15 protein-coding genes are annotated in these 18779 nt (G+C 64.3%); 2 read left to right on the forward strand and 13 right to left on the reverse strand.

Going from position 1 to position 18779, the window contains the following annotated elements; genetic code table 11:
- Position 1: 1 nt before the first annotated feature.
- The 13 genes from ACTJK6_RS02910 to ACTJK6_RS02970 form a co-directional block, all read right to left on the reverse strand.
- Positions 2–994: a sulfonate ABC transporter substrate-binding protein gene (locus ACTJK6_RS02910; RefSeq protein ID WP_440838311.1), complete on the reverse strand. Its 993-nt coding sequence runs from the start codon at positions 992–994 to the stop codon at positions 2–4.
- Between the two features lie 115 nt (positions 995–1109).
- Positions 1110–1754, reverse strand: coding sequence for an NADPH-dependent FMN reductase (ssuE, locus tag ACTJK6_RS02915; protein WP_440838312.1), 645 nt, complete (start codon positions 1752–1754; stop codon positions 1110–1112).
- Positions 1755–1791: 37 nt separating this feature from the next.
- Positions 1792–2811, reverse strand: a complete 1020-nt coding sequence (locus tag ACTJK6_RS02920) for a sulfate ABC transporter substrate-binding protein (protein ID WP_440838313.1) — start codon at positions 2809–2811, stop codon at positions 1792–1794.
- A gap of 1156 nt (positions 2812–3967) precedes the next feature.
- Positions 3968–6556 carry an ATP-dependent chaperone ClpB gene (clpB, locus tag ACTJK6_RS02925; RefSeq protein ID WP_440838314.1) on the reverse strand — a complete coding sequence of 863 codons (2589 nt, stop codon included), beginning with the start codon at positions 6554–6556 and terminating at the stop codon, positions 3968–3970.
- A 170-nt stretch (positions 6557–6726) separates the two neighbouring features.
- On the reverse strand, positions 6727–8904 hold the full coding sequence (locus ACTJK6_RS02930; protein WP_440838315.1) for a 3-hydroxybutyrate oligomer hydrolase family protein: 2178 nt from the start codon (positions 8902–8904) through the stop codon (positions 6727–6729).
- A gap of 167 nt (positions 8905–9071) precedes the next feature.
- Positions 9072–9452, reverse strand: a complete 381-nt coding sequence (crcB, locus tag ACTJK6_RS02935; RefSeq protein ID WP_440838316.1) for a fluoride efflux transporter CrcB — start codon at positions 9450–9452, stop codon at positions 9072–9074.
- Positions 9453–9467: 15 nt separating this feature from the next.
- On the reverse strand, positions 9468–9989 hold the full coding sequence (locus tag ACTJK6_RS02940; protein WP_316672412.1) for a molybdenum cofactor biosynthesis protein MoaE: 522 nt from the start codon (positions 9987–9989) through the stop codon (positions 9468–9470).
- A gap of 16 nt (positions 9990–10005) precedes the next feature.
- Positions 10006–10263 carry a molybdopterin converting factor subunit 1 gene (moaD, locus tag ACTJK6_RS02945; protein WP_009238308.1) on the reverse strand — a complete coding sequence of 86 codons (258 nt, stop codon included), beginning with the start codon at positions 10261–10263 and terminating at the stop codon, positions 10006–10008.
- Positions 10264–10275: 12 nt separating this feature from the next.
- Positions 10276–11535: a molybdopterin molybdotransferase MoeA gene (locus tag ACTJK6_RS02950; protein WP_440838317.1), complete on the reverse strand. Its 1260-nt coding sequence runs from the start codon at positions 11533–11535 to the stop codon at positions 10276–10278.
- 81 nt (positions 11536–11616) lie between these two features.
- Positions 11617–12234 carry a uracil-DNA glycosylase family protein gene (locus tag ACTJK6_RS02955; RefSeq protein ID WP_440838318.1) on the reverse strand — a complete coding sequence of 206 codons (618 nt, stop codon included), beginning with the start codon at positions 12232–12234 and terminating at the stop codon, positions 11617–11619.
- A gap of 4 nt (positions 12235–12238) precedes the next feature.
- Entirely contained in the window at positions 12239–13684 is a 1446-nt protein-coding gene (gene thrC, locus ACTJK6_RS02960; RefSeq protein ID WP_440838319.1) for a threonine synthase, read from the reverse strand.
- Between the two features lie 15 nt (positions 13685–13699).
- The gene (locus tag ACTJK6_RS02965; protein ID WP_440838320.1) at positions 13700–15019 is read right to left on the reverse strand and encodes a homoserine dehydrogenase; all 1320 of its coding nucleotides are present in this window, start codon (positions 15017–15019) and stop codon (positions 13700–13702) included.
- A 100-nt stretch (positions 15020–15119) separates the two neighbouring features.
- Complete coding sequence (locus ACTJK6_RS02970; protein ID WP_045204177.1) at positions 15120–16361, reverse strand: pyridoxal phosphate-dependent aminotransferase; 1242 nt, start codon at positions 16359–16361, stop codon at positions 15120–15122.
- A gap of 296 nt (positions 16362–16657) precedes the next feature.
- Here ACTJK6_RS02970 and ACTJK6_RS02975 point away from each other — a divergent pair, with 296 nt between their 5' ends.
- Both ACTJK6_RS02975 and ACTJK6_RS02980 read left to right on the forward strand, forming a co-directional pair.
- Positions 16658–17038, forward strand: a complete 381-nt coding sequence (locus ACTJK6_RS02975) for an Mth938-like domain-containing protein (RefSeq protein WP_232042647.1) — start codon at positions 16658–16660, stop codon at positions 17036–17038.
- A 4-nt stretch (positions 17039–17042) separates the two neighbouring features.
- Positions 17043–18713, forward strand: coding sequence for a glycosyltransferase family 39 protein (locus ACTJK6_RS02980; protein ID WP_440838321.1), 1671 nt, complete (start codon positions 17043–17045; stop codon positions 18711–18713).
- Positions 18714–18779: the final 66 nt, after the last annotated feature.

Genomic DNA, 18779 nt, shown 5'->3' on the forward strand with positions numbered 1-18779 from the left:
ATCAGCGCGCAGCTTGTTGCGTCGTCGGCTGCCACGCAGAGTCGGCCACCTTCACCGGACGCGGAATCAGCTTCAGTGCGTGGAACGTATCGGCAATGCGCTGCTGATCAGCCAGGGCTTCTGCGCCGACGGGCTGGATGCCATAGGCAATGCGCGACACCGAACGTGCCACCACGGCCGGCTCCAGGCCGAGCTGCGGGCCGAGGATGTTCGTCACGTCCCTCGGATTGGCAGCGGCCCACGTGTCGGTCTTCTTCAGTTCATCCAGAACGATGTTCAGCACATCGGGCCGCGCGCCTGCATAGCCCTTCGATGCCAGGAAATACTGTGAGTTGTTCACCACGCCGGTGCCGTCGGCCAGCACGCGCGCGCCCAGTTGCTGTTCGGCTGCGGCAAAGAACGGGTCCCAGATCACCCAGGCGTCGATGGCGCCGCGCTCGAAGGCGGCACGTGCGTCGGCGGGCGTGAGGTACACGGGCTGAATATCGCTGTAAGGCAAGTTGGCTTTTTCCAGCAGCTTCACCAGCAGGTAATGCACGTTCGAACCCTTGTTGAAGGCGACGCGCTTGCCTTTGAGATCAGCCACGCTCTTGAGCGGCGAAGTCTTCGGCACGATGATCGCCTCGCCGCCCGGCGCGGGCGGCTGGTTGCCGACATAGACGAGGTGCGCGCCAGCAGCCAACGCGAAGATCGTTGGCGCTTCACCCGTGGTACCGAAATCGATGGCGCCCACGTTCAGCCCTTCCAGCAACTGCGGGCCCGCCGGAAACTCGGTCCACTTCACTTCGATGCCCTGGACGGCAAGGCGCTTTTCCAGCGTGCCGCGTGCTTTGAGCACCGTCAGCGTGCCGTATTTCTGATAGCCGATGCGCAGTTGCTTGGCAGCAGTCGGGGGCGGCGCATCGCTGTTGGCAAATGCGGCGGGGGCGCCGAGCGTGGCGAGCAGCGTGGCGGCAATGGTCAAAGTCCTGCGCAGGGGCGAGTGGGTTTTCATGGCAAGTTCGTTCGATGCGGGATGTATGGACGGCACGATCCGCGCGCAGCGGCTGCGCGACGTGACAACAACGGGAAAGCAGTGAGCCTGTGTGTAAGGCGGCGCGGTCAGCGCATCACGCCAGACATCGCATTCGCTCGATGTCGGCGTGCGTGTTGGCCTGCGTATGCGCGAGCGTTGCGGCACGCACCGCGCTGCGGCTTGAAACGATGACCTGCGCCACGGCCGGATGCCTTGCGAGCGCCAGCGCCTGATGCACGCGCTCCACGCCGTCATCCAGGCGCTGCTGCAGCGATGGGTCGACGCTCACGCCGTCATTCGCCACAACGATCTGCGAGTCGACTGCAAAGATGCCCGGCAGGATCGAGCGCGCCGCCAGCGCCGTCAGCACGGGGCGCAGCGCGTAGTCGATCGCCAGCGTGTGGGCGAGGCTGCCGCCGGTGGCAATCGGCAGCACGACCTTGTCGCGCAGCCCGCTCTGCGGCAGCAGATCGAGAAACGTCTTGAGCAGCCCGCTGTAGGCCGCCTTGTAGACCGGCGTGGCAAGAATCACCACGCCCGCCGCTTCCACCCGCGCCACCGCATCGGCGATGGCGGGGTCGGACACCTGCGCGCCGAGCAGCGCATCGGCCGGCAGGCTGCGCAGGTCCAGGTGGTCCGCCTGCTCGCCGGCGCGTTGGAGCTGCGCACGCACGTGGCCCAGCAGGCGCGCGGATCGCGATTGCGCCGAAGGGCTGCCGGAAATCGTCAGGATTTGCATGATGCGGATCACCCGATGTCGTTACGTCGTGTGGGCGTTACTTGCCCGGTTGATAGAGCTGGTCAAACTGCCCGCCATCGGCAAAGTGCGTCTTCTGCGCCTTTTGCCAGCCGCCGAACGTGTCGTCGATGGTCACGAGCTTCACCTTCGGGAATTCGCCCTCGTGCTTCTTGGCCACGGCCGGGTCGGTCGGGCGATAGAAGTTCTTCGCTCCGATCTCCTGCCCTTGCGGCGTGTACAGGAACTTGAGATACGCCTCCGCGGCCTTGCGCGTGCCCTTCTTGTCGGCCACCTTGTCCACCACCGCCACGGGCGGCTCGGCCAGGATGGAAATCGACGGCACTACCACGTCAAACTTGTCCTTGCCTTCCACGCGCGAGGCCAGCAGCGCCTCGTCTTCCCACGCGATCAGCACATCGCCGATACCGCGCTCGGTAAAGGTGGTGGTCGCACCGCGCGCGCCCGAATCGAGCACCGGCACGTTCTTGTAGAGCTTCTGCACGAAGTCCTTGGCGGTGGCGTCCGAACCGCCCGGCTGCTTCAGGGCGTAGGCCCAGGCGGCCAGGTAATTCCAGCGCGCACCGCCGGAGGTCTTCGGGTTGGGCGTGATGACGGCGATGCCGGGCTTGACCAGGTCATTCCAGTCCTTGATGCCCTTCGGGTTGCCCTTGCGAACAAGGAAAACGATGGTCGACGTGTACGGCGAGGCGTTGTGCGGCAGGCGCTTCTGCCAGTCCTTGGCCGTCAGGCCGCGCTCGGCGATCGCGTCGATGTCATAGCCCAGCGCCAGCGTCACCACATCGGCATCCAGCCCGTCGATCACGGAGCGGGCCTGCTTGCCCGAACCGCCATGCGAAGCGCGCAGGGTGATGTCCTCACCCGTTTCGGCCTTCCACTTCTTGGCGAATTCGGTGTTGATTTCCTTGTACAGCTCGCGCGTCGGGTCGTACGACACATTCAACAGTGTCGTTGCCGCATGCGCACCCACGGTTCCCCCCGCCACGATGGCAGACGCCGTAGCACGTACAAGCGTGTTGAAAACAAACTTGCGAATCATCTTGCAGCTCCGTTTCTGATCTCTGATGGATTTGGAATAGGAGCAAGACTACCGAGCGGGTCTTGTACGGGGAACGAATGGTTTCAGGGAATGTTCATCGGTTTTTGCATAAAGGCGGGGATTGGGGCTGCGTGGATGCGGGGCCAAGGGCTGTGAGCGGGGGTGCAGGCGTGGCGCTTGAGGGTCAAACCCTCGGCTTTGGGTGTTGGAGAGCCGAGCTTGGGCCTTGGACAGCGGGACTCCGGGGGTTTTGGGTGGAATTCAAGCCTTGGACGGTGGAGCTTGAGAGTTTTCGGGTGAAGTTCGAGTCTTGGACGGTGGAGCTTGAGGGTTTTCGGGTGAAGTTCGAGTCTTGGACGGTGGAGCTTGAGGGTTTTCGGGTGGGACTTGAGCGTTTTGGAGTCGTGGCGCGGTTTGGGGCTGTCAGGGATTTCGGGGTTGGGTTTTGTGGTGGCGTGTGTGGGGAGCCTTGCCTGGCGGCGGATTTTTGTTGGTGGTGCATCCCTTGTTTCATCCCCTGCCGGGGCTGACTCACTTTCTTTGTCTTGCCAAAGAAAGTAAGCAAAGAAAGGCGCGCCCGAGATGGCGACCCATCCCTTGAATTTCTGTCGCAGAGAGGGGAAGGGAAAAACTCGCTGCGCTCAAACAGTTTCCCTTCCTTTTTCCTCTCTGCAACAGAAATTCAAGGCGCCATCTAGGGCAGGGTACGGCCACACCATCGAAGCACAACCGCAGTCGTAGATGCGCGGCAAGACGCGAGGCAAAGCAGTAAGAACAGGTTGAGATAGCGAGCGAAGCGAAGCAGCACACCGCAACAAACGAAACTCCGACAGGACACGCAAGCCACCGGTTTGGCCGTTGACGTTCCTGCCCTTGATGGCGCCTTCAATTTTCGCAAGCGGGCGGAAAAAAGGCGGGGAACTGTCTGAGCGCAGCGAGTTTTCCCCGTCTCCGCCCGGTTGCGAAAATTGAAGGAGTCTTTCGCCATCTCGGGCGCGCCTTTCTTTGCTTACTTTCTTTGGCAAGACAAAGAAAGTGAGTCGCCCCCGGCAGGGGGTGAAACAGAGATGCACCACCAACAAAAACAAAAAGCCAAAAACAAAAAAGCCGCTCCGGAACCCTCCGGAGCGGCTTTTTAACGCACGACAACACAGCCTCAGTGCACAACCCGATCAAACGAGAACTGCCCATCCCGATAATCCACCGGCACCACATCCTTGGGCGCGAACTTGCCCTCCAGAATCATCCGTGCCACCGGATTCTCAAGCTGCTGCTGGATCGCCCGCTTCAACGGCCGTGCCCCAAACACCGGGTCGTAACCCGCTGATGCCAGCTTGGCCACTGCCTCGTCGCTAATCTCCAGCGCCAGGTCCATCTGCGCCAGGCGTGCCGACAGACGCTTGAGCTGAATCCGCGCGATCGATTCGATGTTGCGTTGGTCCAGCGCGTGGAACACCACCACCTCGTCGATCCGGTTCAGGAACTCGGGGCGGAAATGCGTCTTCACTTCCTGCCACACGGCACCCTTGATCACGTCCGCCGGTTCGGTCGCCATCTGCTGGATGAGCTGCGAGCCAAGGTTCGACGTCATCACGATCACCGTGTTCTTGAAGTCGACCGTGCGGCCCTGGCCGTCGGTCAGGCGCCCGTCGTCCAGCACCTGCAGCAGCACGTTGAAGACGTCCGGGTGCGCCTTCTCCACTTCATCGAGCAGCACCACGCTGTACGGCTTGCGGCGCACGGCTTCGGTCAGGTAGCCGCCTTCCTCGTAGCCGACATAGCCCGGCGGCGCGCCGATCAGGCGGCTCACGGAATGCTTCTCCATGAACTCGCTCATGTCGATGCGGATGAGGTGCTCTTCCGAATCGAACAGGAAGCCGGCCAGCGCCTTGCACAGCTCGGTCTTGCCGACGCCCGTGGGCCCGAGGAACAGGAACGAGCCATAAGGCTTGTTCTCGTCCGCAATGCCGGCGCGTGAGCGACGGATGGCATCCGACACCAGACGCACGGCCTCGTCCTGACCGACCACGCGTTCGTGCAGGCGGTCTTCCATCTTCAGCAGCTTCTCGCGCTCGCCGGTCATCATCTTCGACACGGGGATGCCCGTGGCGCGGCTGACGACTTCGGCAATCTCTTCGGCACCTACCTGCGTGCGCAGCAGCTTGTTCGGCTGCTTCTGGCCGGCCGACTCGGCGGCGGTGGCGGCCTTCAGCTTGCCTTCCAGCTCGGGCAGCCTGCCGTATTGCAGTTCGGCCACCTTCTCGAGCTTGCCTTCGCGCTGCAGCTTGGTGATCTCAAGCTTGATCTTCTCGATCTCTTCCTTGAGCGCGGCCGCACCTTGCGCAGCGCCCTTCTCGGCCTTCCAGATCTCGTCCAGATCAGCGTATTCCTTCTGCAGGCGTTCGATTTCCTGCTCGATCAGGTCCAGGCGCTTCTGCGACGCTTCGTCGGTTTCCTTCTTCACGGCCTCGCGTTCGATCTTGAGCTGGATCAGGCGGCGGTCGAGCTTGTCCATCGCCTCGGGCTTCGAGTCGATTTCCATCTTGATGCGCGCCGCAGCTTCGTCGATCAGGTCGATGGCCTTGTCCGGCAGGAAGCGGTCGGTGATGTAGCGGTGGCTGAGTTCAGCCGCGGCCACGATCGCCGGATCGGTGATCTCCACGCCGTGGTGCAGCTCGTACTTCTCCTGCAGGCCGCGCAGGATGGCGATGGTCGCCTCCACGCTCGGCTCGCCCACGAGCACCTTCTGGAAGCGGCGCTCCAGCGCGGCGTCCTTCTCGATGTACTTGCGGTATTCATCCAGCGTGGTCGCGCCGATGCAATGCAGCTCGCCACGCGCCAGCGCCGGCTTGAGCATGTTGCCGGCGTCCATCGCGCCTTCGGCCTTGCCCGCGCCCACCATGGTGTGGATCTCGTCGATGAAGAGGATGGTCTGGCCCTCTTCCTTGGCGATGTCGTTCAGCACGGCCTTCAGGCGTTCTTCGAACTCGCCGCGGTACTTGGCACCGGCCAGCAGGCCTGCCATGTCGAGCACCAGCACGCGCTTGTTCTTCAGGCTCTCAGGCACTTCGCCGTTGATGATGCGCTGCGCCAAGCCTTCGACGATGGCCGTCTTGCCTACGCCCGGCTCGCCGATCAGCACCGGGTTGTTCTTGGTGCGGCGCTGCAGGATCTGGATGGCACGGCGGATTTCATCATCGCGGCCGATGACGGGGTCAAGCTTGCCGATCCGGGCCATCTCGGTCAGGTCGATGGTGTACTTCTTGAGCGCTTCACGCTGGCTTTCGGCCTCGGCGCTGCCGACGGTCTGGCCGCCGCGCACGGCGTCGATGGCGGCCTCCAGCGGCTTGCGCGACAGGCCGTGCTCGCGCGCAATGCGGCCGGCCTCGCCCTTGTCGTCAGCGGCGGCCAGCAGGAACAGCTCGCTGGCGATGAACTGGTCGCCACGCTTGATGCCTTCCTTCTCGGTTTGCTGCAGCAGGTTGCCCAGATCACGGCCGACCTGTACCTGCTCACCACCCTGCACCTGCGGCAGGTGCTTGATGGCGCGGTCCAGCGCCGTGTCGAGGGCCCCCGTGTTCACGCCCGCGCGGGCGAGCAGGTTCTTGGTCGCGCCGTCCGGCTGGCGCAGCATGGCCAGCAGCAGGTGGACGGGTTCGATGTACGGATTGTCGTTGCCCAGCGCCAGGCTCTGCGCGTCGGCCAGCGCTTCCTGGAAGCGGGTGGTCAGTTTGTCCAAACGCATTAAAAACCCCTTGCGGAAAATGTTTCACTGCTCCGAAAGATAGGGAGCTTCGGTGGCATTTCAAGCGTAGAAACGCGGGTTTTGATGCAGATTTGCGCCAGAACAAACGGCGGCGCGCCTGCTGGCCACGCCGCCGTCCCAAGTGCTTCAAAATCGTCCTGGCTATCGCATCAGTTGGGCACCGATACCGTCGCCACACCGCCCGACACGCTCACCGAGATGCGGTCGGCCACGGCCGGCGTGCTCGTGAAGTTCGGCACGTTTGCCGCGTTGATGGCAGGTGCAGCACCGGGCGTGCCACCGCGCGGGGTCGTGCGCACCACCTGCGACGGCGGCAACGGCGTGCCGTTCTTCAGGTTGGCGTACATGGCGTCCAGCGCGCGCTGCTCATACAGCACCAGCGGCACGAACAGCGTGTCGTAGCCGGGCACAAGGTCGATAAAGCCGTCGAAATGCTGCGCGTTCATCACCTCGATATACGACAGCTTGCTCGAGCCGCCCTCCACCTTGGCGTTCAGCCCCAGGTACGGCCGCGAGCCATGGTTGACTGGCAGCAGCGCGTCATTGCGGCCCTGCACGATCAGCGCCGGCTTGCCCTGCAGGTTGCCCGTGCGAAGCGTCTGGCTGATGCCGGTCTGCAGCGATTGCGAAGCCGCATTGGCGCCTGTCAGCAGGCTCCGCAGGCACAGCGCGCCGTCGAGGTTGGCGGCCTGCGTGCCGGTCGAGTCCACCGACTGGTTGCTGCGCGTCGGCCCGCCCTGCGCGTTGTTGTTGACGAGCTGCACGCCAGAGGTGGGCGGAATGCCGTTGCCAAGCGCCGCCATCTGCGCGAGCGCCGTGGCGTTCACCGCCGTCGGATGGAACGACGCGTCAGTTGCCGCGAAGCTTAGCCCGCACAGGTTGTCGGTCACGCTGGCGCGCGCGAGTGCATTGCCAAACGTGGTCGCCACCGATGGGTCGATCTCGTAGAACGACATCGACGCGTGCACGAGGTCCGATTCGGGCTCCCAGCCATAGGCACGCATCTTCTGCAGGGCTTCGTCAGCCTGGGCAGCTGCCGTGGTGGACGTCAGCAGCCCGGCCGCTTTGAGCGCTGCGCAGCGGTTGGCCTGCGCACCTGCCGGAAACGTCGTGAGGCTGGCAAAGAACGCCTGCGCCGGTGCCGTGGCAACGCTCGCAGACGACGCCGCGCACAGCCGGAACACGTTGGCATAGCTCACGTAGTCGAACAGCGGTTTGCCGGTCGTCGGCAGCGTCGTGCCGCCGCGCACCACCTGCACACCGGTGTTGGGCGGCAGGTTCAGGCCGGGCTCGCCGACGGCCACACCGTCGATCCACCCGCCGGTGTCCTGCTCGGCCGCTGCGATGGCCGCACCGCCGCCGTTGGAGATGCTCGACGCGATGACGATGGTGTTGTCCGGACGCACCGGCAGCGCGCTGCCGACCAACGCACCGCTCGTCCCCGACACCTTGTCGTTGATCGCCCAGAACGCGAACTGCACGGCCTGCAGCGTGAACAGGCCCCAATCCTTCTCGGGGTTACGCTGCGAATGCGCGTGCTTGAACGCCAACCGGTTCGGCGTGGCCGTGTTGAAGGCAGCGAGCTGGCTGCTGGTGAGCGGCGCGGCAAAGTGCGCGTTGGACCCGGCTGCGCTGCGCGTGGTGCGCGTGCCGTCCTGCAGGGCGACGGTGTCGGTGGCCAGGTCGTGCGGGCCGGCGCCGGTGCCCTTGTCGGTGTAGGCAACGGCGCACTTGCGCTTGAGACCCCATTCGCCGGTGGAAATCGCGCCGTAGATGCCGCGCGAGCCCGACGAGGTAGCGGTGATGATGCAGGGGTTGCTGACGTCGAAGCTGTCCGGGATCTGCACGAGCAGCACCACGTTCTGCTGGCCAGTGCCGTCGTCGGAGTACGTCACGTATTCGGTGCCGGGGATCATGCCGGAGCCCTGCGTGACGTTGCCGCTGGCATCGACGTTCGGGCCATAGAGCGTGCCGTAGCCACCCTTGGCCGCGGTGTCGACCAGCGCGCGGTAGTTGGCGTAGATCGCCAGGCGGCGCAGCTCGGCTGCGGTAGGCGCGGTGGGGTTGGCGATGGTCGGCGCGGTGGCAGAAGCCAAGCCGCTTGCGCCCAGGCCGGCGGTCAGCAGGTCGTCCGATACGCCGTCGTACCGCGTGACGGACACCTTGCCGGCAAAGGCCGGTTTGGTATTGCCCGGCACGTTGTTGCCGTCATTGCTGCCGCCGCAGGCGCTCAGTACGCCGCAGCCGGCCAGCAGCACGGCGCCGGCGGCGATGAGGTTGCTTGGCGAGACGTGCCGTCGCAGGCGCGCCGTTCGGGTTGGTTTCATTGCGTCTCCTTCTCGTTATGGATGGAACAACACAAAGCAACCCGCGGCGGCCTTCGATACTGCACGTCCCTACTGGACGTCCGGACGTCCCTAAGCCACCGCAGGCACTACCAGTATGTGAACCCAACTTCTCATTCGCAACTCAATTTGCGCGACTGGCCTTGCGATCAACTGAACGTGCGCACCGTCCAGAGCCCAAGCATGGTGAGGAACAGCGAGCCGCCCAGGTGCGCCACGATGTGCAGCGTGCCCATCAGGTGGTCGCCAGCCAGGATGTTGCCGACAACCTCGCTGGAAAACGTCGAGAACGTCGTCAGCCCGCCCAGAAAACCGGTGATGACCAGCAAACGCCATTCAGGCGGCAGCCCCGCGTGCGTATCGAAAAAACCCACCGCAACGCCGATCAGATAGCCCCCCACCAGATTGGCTGCCAGCGTGCCGTACGGCAAGGCCGGATTGATGGCGTTCCACAAGATGGCGAACGCCCAGCGCAACCAGGCTCCCAGCGCAGCGCCCACCCCAACTGCCAGAAAGCCCATTCCGCTCATGCGGTCGCGTCCTTGTTATTCGTAGTCGTTGGGTTGCGCCGATGCGCCAGGCTGATCAGCCGTGCTTGTCGCGGCGTTGGAGGTGGCAATGCCCCAGCGGGCGAGCGCCTTGTCGTCCGTAACGCGTGCATCGACCCAGCGTGCGCCTTCAGGCGTCTGTTCCTTTTTCCAGAACGGCGCCTCGCTCTTGAGGTAATCCATGATGAATTCGCACGCGGCAAAGGACTCGCCGCGGTGCTTGGACGCCACCGCCACCAGCACGATCTGGTCTTGCGGCTTGAGTTTGCCAACGCGGTGGATGACGAGCGCGTCGATCAATTCCCAGCGCTGCATGGCCGCGCTCACGATGTCGGCGAGCGCCTTTTCGGTCATGCCGGGATAGTGCTCCAGCTCCATCTCCGACACGCCGGTGCCGTCGTTGATATCGCGCACGGTGCCGATGAAGCTGGCCACCGCGCCAATGTTCGGGCGGCCAGCACGGAGCGCTGCAATCTCGGCGCCGAGGTCAAAGTCGGCTTCCTGCACGCGGACGGACATGGTCGGTCTCCTGCGCTCAACCACCGGTCACGGGCGGGAAGAAAGCGACTTCGCAGCCGTCGTGCACGGCGGTATCGGCGGGCACGATCTGGTGGTCCACCGCCATGCGCAGCGCACGGCCTTCGGCCAGCGTTTCGCCCCAGACCGGGCCGCGCTGCGCAAGCCAGCGGCGCACATCGCCTACGGTGCGCACGGCCTCCGGCACGACCACCTGCTCCTGCGAAGTCCCGAGTTGTTCACGCACGCTGGCAAAGAAACGAAGCTCGATCTGCATGTCCATCGCTCCTTAAACCAAGCCTGCAAACGGCAGGAAGCTGACCACATCGCCCGGCGCGATCGGCTGGTTGGGCGGGTTGTCGATCAGGCCATCGCCCCACACCGTGGAGGTCAGCACGCCGGAACTTTGATTCGGGAACAGGTCCAGCCCACCGCCCGCGTTGATGCGCGCACGCAGGAACTCGTTGCGGCGATCGCCTTTGGGCAGCGCAAAGTCGGCGCGCATGGGAATGCGCTTCGGTGCCACGTCGGCCACGCCCTGCAGGCGCAGGATGAACGGCCGCACAAACAGCAGGAACGTCACGAAGCTCGACACCGGATTACCCGGCAGGCCAATGAAAAATGCGGTCGGGCCGCCCACCATGCCTTCGGGGCGGCGCACCTCGCCAAAGGCCAGGGGCTTGCCCGGCTTGATGGCGATCTGCCAGAGGTTCAGGCGCCCTTCGGCTTCCACCGCGGGCTTGATATGGTCTTCCTCGCCCACCGACACGCCGCCGGAGGTGATGATGAGGTCGTGCTCCTCGGCCGCTTCGCGCAGCGTGTCGCGCGTGGCTTGCAGCGTGTCGGGCACGATGCCGAAATCGGTGATGTCGCAGCCGAGGTTTTCCAGCAGCGCGCGCAGCGTGAAGCGGTTGGAGTTGTAAATGGCGCCGGGCTTGAGCGGCTCGCCGGGCATGGCCAGTTCATCGCCGGTAAAGAACACGGCCACGCGCGGACGGCGCACCACGTGCAGATTGGCGCAGCCGACCGAAGCCGCCAGGCCCAGTTGCTGCGGACCGAGACGCGCGCCGCGCGGCAGGATCTCGGCGCCGTCGGCAATGTCCTCGCCTGCACGACGGATCCACTCGCCGGATTCCGGCACGTGGCCGATGGTGACGGTACCCGTATCCGGGTCCGCCTTGCATTGCTCCTGCATGACCACCGCATCGGCGCCCGGCGGGATCAGCGCACCGGTAAAAATGCGCGCCGCCTCGCCCGCATTCAGCGGCTGGCCGACATGGCCGGCGGGAATGCGCTGCGCCACTTTCAGGCGCGTGCCCGGCGCGGTGATGTCGGCGGCGCGCACGGCGTATCCGTCCATCTGCGTGTTGTCGGCGGGCGGCACATTCAAGCTGCTGCGGACGGCCTCGGCGAGGACGCGCCCGTTGGCGTGCAACGTCGACACGGTTTCGGTCTCGTGCAAAACGCGCACTGCGGCAAGCAGTTGCGACAGCGCCGCATCGAGCGTCAGCAAGGACGGTTTGACGGCGGGAGCATCGTTGGCGGACATGCGGGAATGGGAAAGCGGAATCGAAAGGGAGATTTCGATTGTATCGGTTCCAGGCCGATGCCATGCATCAGCCCAGGCGTATCAAGCGAATGCGTCGGCCAGCGCGGCACGCAGTGCCGGCACGATGTGCGCGTCAAACCATGGATTGCGTTTGAACCAGGCCAGATTGCGCGGACTCGGATGCGGCAGGGGAAACAGCATGCGGCCGTCGGCGTCCTGCACGGGCCCGTTGCGCACCACGTCGGTCAGCGACCAGTCGCGCGGCACGTCGAGGTAGTTGCGCTGGGCAAAGGTGCCCACCAGCAGCGCGAGCCGCACATCGGGCATGGCCGTGAGCAGCGGCCGGTGCCATTTGGGCGCGCATTCCGGGCGGGGCGGCAAATCGCCATTCGCGCCGGTGCCAGGAAAGCAGAAACCCATCGGCACCACGGCGATGCGCCGGTCGGCGTAGAAATCGTCGTACGGGATTTGCAGCCACTGGCGCAGGCGGTCGCCCGAGCGGTCGTTCCAGGGGATGCCGGTCTCGTGGACGATGCGACCTGGTGCCTGCCCGATGATCAGGACACGGGCGCGGCGGTCCGCCACGACCACCGGGCGAGGCTCGTGCGCCAATGCGCCCTGGCACTCGCGGCAGGCGCGGATGTCGTGCAGGCAGCGCTCGAAGGCTGCCCCGGCGACGTCATCCGGCACTGCTTCCATCGTTTTAGAGGCCGGTGTGCTGGGCGATGTAGCCCTTGATGCGGTCAGCGTCTGCCGGCATGACCTCGAAGCGCTGCGGCAGCGATTCGATGTCAGCGTAGCCAGCCGGACGCTCCGGCTCGCGGTCCAGCGCTTCGCGAATGGTGTCACCGAACTTGGCCGGCAGTGCCGTTTCCAACACCACCATCGGCACGCCCGGCGTGAGGTTCTCGCGCGCCACCTTCACGCCGTCGGCGGTGTGGGTGTCGATCATCGTGCCGTAGGTGGCATACACGTCGCGGATCGTATCGACGCGGTCTGCGTGCGAGCTGCGGCCCGAGACAAAGCCGAACTCGGCGATACGGTCGAACTCCGGCTTGCCCGTCATCGAGAAGCCGCCCTTTTCGTCCACGTCCCGGAAGAGCTGGGCGAGGCGCGCCGGATCACGATCCAGCAGATCGAACACGAAGCGCTCGAAGTTCGATGCCTTGCTGATGTCCATGCTGGGGCTGGAGGTGTGATACGTCTGCGCGGCCGACCGCACGCGGTATGTGCCGGTGCGGAAGAACTCGTCCAGCACATCGTTCTCGTTGGTGGCCACGACCAGCTTGTCGATCGGCAAACCCATCATGCGCGCGATGTGGCCGGCGCAGACGTTGCCGAAGTTGCCCGACGGCACGCAGAACGACACCTTGTCGCCAATCTTCGGGGCCGCCAGCAGGTAGCCCTTGAAGTAGTAGACGACCTGAGCGACGACACGCGCCCAATTGATCGAATTGACCGTACCGATCTTCTGGCGGGCCTTGTAGTCGAGATCGTTCGACACCGCCTTGACGATGTCCTGCGCGTCGTCGAACACGCCTTCGATGGCGATGTTGAAGATGTTCTTGTCTTGCAGGCTGAACATCTGCGCAGTCTGGAACGCGCTCATCTTGCGGTGCGGGCTCAGCATGAACACACGCACGCCGCGCTTGCCGCGCATGGCGTATTCGGCGGCGCTGCCCGTGTCGCCAGAGGTGGCGCCCAGGATGTTCAGCTCGGCGTGCTCACGGTCGAGCGCGTATTCGAACAGGTTGCCCAGCAACTGCATCGCCATGTCCTTGAAGGCCAGCGTCGGGCCGTTCGACAGGCACAGCAGCGACAGCGACGTGCCGCCCTCCTCGCCCAGCTTGTGCAGCGGGGTGATGTCGGCGGTGTTGTCGCCGGCGCGCGCGTTGCAGTAGACCTCGGGCGTATAGGTGCGGCGGGTCAGGGCACGCAGGTCGTCTTCGGGAATGTCGGTGGCGAACTTACGCAGGATTTCGAACGCGAGGTCGGCGTAAGGCAGGTCGCGCCAGCGGGTCAGCTCTTCAACGCTGACTTGTGGGTACTGCTCGGGCAGGTACAGGCCGCCGTCCGGCGCCAAGCCGCCCAGCAGGATGCGGGAGAAACTTTGCGGCTCTGCGTGGCCGCGGGTCGATCGGTATTGCATGCTCGTGTCCTGCGCTTAGTTCAGTTCTTCCATGCGGATGCGCGTGACCTTCGACAGCACGGTCGGCAGCGCTTCGATGGCGGCGATGGCGGCGTTCACGCGCTTTTCCACCGTCACGTGCGACAGCATGATGATGTCGGTCTGCGGCTCGCCTTCGCGCGATTCCTTCTGCAGCATGGCGTCGATCGAAATACCGCCTTCGGCCAGGATGCGCGTGATGTCGGCCAGCACGCCGGTTTCGTCCGCCACGCGCATGCGCAGGTAGTAGCTCGAACGCACTTCGTCGATCGGCAGCACGGGCGTATCGGACAGCGCATCGGGCTGGAATGCCAGATGCGGCACGCGGTGTTCCGGATCGGCCGTGTGCAGGCGCGTCACGTCCACCAGATCGGCGACGACGGCCGAAGCGGTCGGCTCGGCGCCCGCGCCCTTGCCGTAGTACAGCGTCGGGCCCACGGCATCGCCATTGACGACCACGGCGTTCATCGCGCCTTCGACATTGGCGATCAGGCGCTTGGACGGCACCAGCGTCGGGTGCACGCGCAGCTCAATGCCTGCTTCGACACGGCGCGTGATGCCCAGCAGCTTGATGCGGTAGCCAAGTTCTTCTGCGTAGCGGATGTCGACGGCTTCCAGCTTCGTGATGCCTTCCACGTAGGCGCGCTCGAACTGCACTGGCACGCCAAAGGCGATGGCGCTCATGAGCGTGAGCTTGTGCGCGGCGTCAAAGCCTTCGATGTCGAATGTCGGATCGGCCTCGGCGTAGCCCAGGCGTTGGGCTTCTTTCAGGACTGTGTCGAAGTCCAGGCCCTTGTCGCGCATCTCGGTCAGGATGAAGTTCGTGGTGCCGTTGATGATGCCGGCGATCCACTCGATGCGGTTGGCCGTCAGGCCCTCGCGCAGCGCCTTGATGATCGGAATGCCGCCGGCCACGGCCGCCTCGAACGCCACCATCACACCCTTGTCCTGCGCGGCCTTGAAGATCTCGTTGCCATGCACCGCCAGCAGCGCCTTGTTGGCGGTGACCACGTGCTTGCCATTGGCGATGGCGCGCAGCACCAGCTCGCGCGTCAGGTCGTAACCGCCAATCAGCTCCACGACGATGTCGATCTCGGGCGAATCCACAATCGCAAACGGGTCGTTCACCACCGGCACGGTCGCACCGGCTTCCTGCACGATGGCGCGGGCACGGTCGACATTGCGCACGGCAATCATGGCGACTTCAATGCCGCGACCCGCGCGACGGCGGATTTCTTCCTGGTTCCGTTGCAGAACCTTGAGGGTACCGCCACCGACGGTACCGAGCCCGAGCAGGCCGATCTTGATGGGATTCATGAGACGTGTCGTAAAGAAACGAAAAAGCGGAGAAGCAAAAAACACACAGGGCAGACACTTCGGTCTGCCCCGCAATTACTGATCTGGCGGAAGACCGAGTTTATGCGGCCCGGATGCCAGTACCGTGACGCTGACGGTACCGCTCCAGGAAGCGCGAAATTCGGCCAATCGCTTCGCGAAGATCGTCTTCGTGGGGCAGGAAGACGATGCGGAAGTGGTCCGGCGAGTGCCAGTTGAAGCCTGTGCCCTGCACCAGCAGCACACGCTCCTCTTCCAGCAGTTGGCGGATGAAGGTCTGGTCGTCTTCGATGGGATACACCGCCGGGTCCAGGCGCGGGAACATATAGAGCGCAGCCTTGGGCTTGACGCAGGTCACGCCGGGGATCGCTGTGATCAACTCATGCGCTAGGTCGCGCTGGCGACGCATGCGGCCGCCCGGCGCCACCAGGTCTTTAATGCTTTGATAGCCGCCCAGCGCGGTTTGAATGGCCCACTGCCCCGGCACGTTGGCGCACAGGCGCATCGAAGACAGCATGTTCAGGCCTTCGATGTAGTCCTTGGCCGGGCGCTTGTCGCCGGATACGACCATCCAGCCCGCGCGGTAACCGCACGAACGGTAGCTCTTCGACAGGCTGTTGAACGTCACGGTCAGCACGTCTTCCGACAGCGAGCCGATCGCGGTGTGCTTGTTGTCGTCGAACAGAACCTTGTCGTACACCTCATCGGCGAAGATCACCAGGCCGTGTTCGCGCGCAATGGCAACAATGCCCAGCAGCAGTTCGTCCGAATACAGCGCGCCGGTCGGGTTGTTCGGGTTGATGACGACGATGCCCTTGGTATTGGGCGTGATCTTGGCGCGGATGTCGTCCAGGTCTGGCATCCAGCCGTTGGCTTCGTCGCAGATGTAGTGCACCGGCGTGCCGCCCGAGAGGCTGGTCACGGCGGTCCACAACGGGTAGTCGGGCGCCGGCAGCAGCAGCTCGTCGCCAGCGTCGAGCAGCGCGTTGGTGGCCAGCGAAATCAGCTCCGACGCGCCATTGCCCAGATAGATGTCTTCCAGCGTGACGTTCTTGATGCCCTGCTCTTGCGTGTAGTGCATCACCGCCTTGCGCGCCGCGAAGATGCCCTTGGAATCCGAATACGCCGCCGAATTCGGCAGGTTGCGGATCATGTCCTGCTGGATCTCTTCAGGCGCATCGAAACCGAACACGGCCAGGTTGCCGATATTCAGCTTGATGATCTTGTGGCCCTCTTCTTCCATCTGCTTGGCCTTCTCGAGCACGGGGCCCCGAATGTCATAGCAGACGTTGTTGAGCTTGGCGGATTTCTGGATCGTTTTCACGGGCAAGGTGGCGATGGGCGACGTTGAACGGGCTGGAACTACGGGGCATTCTGTGGCGCAGCAAAGCGGCGACGGTAACGCCACACAGCGGCAGGCGCCGCTACGCTATTCCTTGCCGGACATCGCTTATGGCGCGGCGGGCGAAGGAGAGAAAAAGATATAATTTAGCCCATTATGACAGACTTAGGCGGGCATTTTTGCAACGCAGCGAAACCTGCCCGCAGTCTGAAACCTAGCGCCCTAGCCAGCGTGCCGCACCATGCGCCGCCGCCATGGCGCCCGATGGGATTCCCGCCTTGAAGCTCCATTCATCCGATTCGTCGACCATTCTCAATACCGTTACCGGCTATGGCGACGGCTATATCGAAATCAACAAGGTGCGCTACGAGCACTCCGTGCTGGTGATGCCCGAGGGCGCCGTGGTGCCGTGGGATGTGTCGCGCTTTGAGGATCTGACGCCCGAGCATTTCGCGCGCGTGCTCGAACTGGGGGCCGAAGTGGTGATCTTCGGGACGGGCAACAAGCTGCGCTTCCCGCACCCGCGGCTGACGGTGCCGCTTACCGAAAAGCGCATCGGCGTGGACGCCATGGACCTGCAGGCCGCCGGCCGCACGTACAACATCCTGATGCTGGAAGGCCGTAAAGTGGCCGCCGCCCTACTGATCGAGCGCGCCTGACCGCATGCCGATCGACCGCACCGCTCAAGCGCCCACCCTGCCCTGGCGCGACGCCTCCCTTTGGCTCCTGGCTGCTGCGTTCCTGGCCGTCTGGCTCGGCACGCTGGGCTACCGGCACCTGATCCCCACCGACGAAGGCCGCTACGCTGAAATCGCGCGCGAGATGTTCGTCTCCGGTGACTGGGTGACCATCCGGTACAACGCCCTGAAATATTTTGAGAAGCCGCCACTGCAGATGTGGGGCACCGCACTCGCCTACACGCTCTTCGGCATCGGCGACTGGCAGGCGCGGCTGTTCACGGCGTTCTCCGGCATCGTCGGCATTGTTTTCACGATGCTGGCGGCGGCGCGTTGGTGGGGCAAACGGACGGCCGTCATCAGCGGGCTAGTGCTCGTGAGCGCGCCTCTGTGGAACGTAGGCTCGCACTTCAATTCGCTCGACATGGGCGTGGCCGGCTGTATGACGATGGCGTTGGGTGCGCTACTGCTCGCGCAGCATCCGGATGCCACACGCGCTCAACAACGCGGCTGGATGTGGGCCTGCTGGGCATCCATGGCGCTGGCTGTGCTGAGCAAGGGCCTCATCGGCGTGGTCCTGCCGGGTTTTGTGCTGGTGGTATACACGTTGGTCGCGCGCGACTGGGCTCTGTGGAAACGATTGCATCTGGTGAGCGGGCTGATCATCTTCTTTGCCGTCGGTGCGCCGTGGTTCGTCCTGATCTCCATACGCAACCCGGAATTCGCGTGGTTTTTCTTCGTGCACGAGCATTTCCAGCGTTTCACGTCGACCGTGCATAACCGAAATGCGCCGCTTTGGTACTTCGTGCCATTGCTGATGGCCGGCTTCCTGCCGTGGCTTGCTCAATTGCCCGGTGCCGCACGCCTGACCCTTGCACGTGGTGAAACCGCCAGGAATGGTTTCCGCCCCACGCTCATGCTAGGCCTGTGGGCCATCCTCATCTTCGCGTTTTTCAGCATTTCGGATTCGAAGCTGCCGGGCTATATCTTCCCGATCATCCCCGCGCTGGCGATTCTGGCAGCCCTGGTGCTGGAGCACACCAGCGAGCGCGCATGGCGCTGGCAGCTCAAGGCCTTCCTGGCGCTGGCGGTGGTCGGTCTCGCGGCCAGCGGTTACGTGGCAACCATGTCGTCGGACATGTACCCGAACGCCGTGTTTTCTCGATTTGCGATGTTCCTGGCCGTGGCGTTCGCGGCTGGAGCAGGCTTCACGTGGCTGGCACTTCGCTTGGCAGGCAGGCGCTTCGAAAGCGTGGCCGCGTTTGCTTGCGCGTGGTTCTTGACGTTTACAGCGGCCACGCTGGGTCACGAAGCCTTCGGGCGCTCCATGTCGGGTATCGATCTCGTGGCCGCGGTCAGGCCGTGGCTCAAGCCCGACGTGCCGTTCTATGCGGTGGAGCGCCTGGACCATACAATGCCGTTTTACCTCGGCCGGCCCACCATCATGGTGCAGGAGCCCGATGAACTGGCATTTGGCGTCAAACAGGAGCCGGCCAAGTGGGTGCCGACCACCGAAGCCTTCGTGGCGCGCTGGAAAGCCGGCGGTCAGGCCGTCGCCATGATGGGTCCGGGCACCTATGACCGGCTGGCAGCCGAGGGCGTACCGATGATCGTGATCGCCCGCGATGCCCGCCGTGTGATCGTCCGGCGCCACTAGGTTTCACCGCTACGGATTGCCGAAAGGGGCGTGCAAGCGGAATTGTCGTAACATGCGCCCCGGCGG

Origin of the sequence: Ralstonia sp. 22086, assembly GCF_052045975.1 — a bacterium.
Classification (GTDB): Bacteria; Pseudomonadota; Gammaproteobacteria; order Burkholderiales; family Burkholderiaceae; genus Ralstonia; species Ralstonia wenshanensis.

What these genes read in the sequence shown, in the direction of transcription:
- ACTJK6_RS02930 (WP_440838315.1), bottom strand. Translation starts at nt 8,904, where the DNA reads ATGAAACCAACCCGAACGGCGCGCCTGCGACGGCACGTCTCGCCAAGC.
- ACTJK6_RS02920 (WP_440838313.1), bottom strand. Translation starts at nt 2,811, where the DNA reads ATGATTCGCAAGTTTGTTTTCAACACGCTTGTACGTGCTACGGCGTCT.
- thrC (WP_440838319.1), bottom strand. Translation starts at nt 13,684, where the DNA reads ATGCAATACCGATCGACCCGCGGCCACGCAGAGCCGCAAAGTTTCTCC.
- ACTJK6_RS02980 (WP_440838321.1), top strand. Translation starts at nt 17,043, where the DNA reads ATGCCGATCGACCGCACCGCTCAAGCGCCCACCCTGCCCTGGCGCGAC.
- ACTJK6_RS02965 (WP_440838320.1), bottom strand. Translation starts at nt 15,019, where the DNA reads ATGAATCCCATCAAGATCGGCCTGCTCGGGCTCGGTACCGTCGGTGGC.
- ACTJK6_RS02950 (WP_440838317.1), bottom strand. Translation starts at nt 11,535, where the DNA reads ATGTCCGCCAACGATGCTCCCGCCGTCAAACCGTCCTTGCTGACGCTC.
- ACTJK6_RS02940 (WP_316672412.1), bottom strand. Translation starts at nt 9,989, where the DNA reads ATGTCCGTCCGCGTGCAGGAAGCCGACTTTGACCTCGGCGCCGAGATT.
- crcB (WP_440838316.1), bottom strand. Translation starts at nt 9,452, where the DNA reads ATGAGCGGAATGGGCTTTCTGGCAGTTGGGGTGGGCGCTGCGCTGGGA.
- clpB (WP_440838314.1), bottom strand. Translation starts at nt 6,556, where the DNA reads ATGCGTTTGGACAAACTGACCACCCGCTTCCAGGAAGCGCTGGCCGAC.
- ACTJK6_RS02955 (WP_440838318.1), bottom strand. Translation starts at nt 12,234, where the DNA reads ATGGAAGCAGTGCCGGATGACGTCGCCGGGGCAGCCTTCGAGCGCTGC.
- moaD (WP_009238308.1), bottom strand. Translation starts at nt 10,263, where the DNA reads ATGCAGATCGAGCTTCGTTTCTTTGCCAGCGTGCGTGAACAACTCGGG.
- ACTJK6_RS02910 (WP_440838311.1), bottom strand. Translation starts at nt 994, where the DNA reads ATGAAAACCCACTCGCCCCTGCGCAGGACTTTGACCATTGCCGCCACG.
- ssuE (WP_440838312.1), bottom strand. Translation starts at nt 1,754, where the DNA reads ATGCAAATCCTGACGATTTCCGGCAGCCCTTCGGCGCAATCGCGATCC.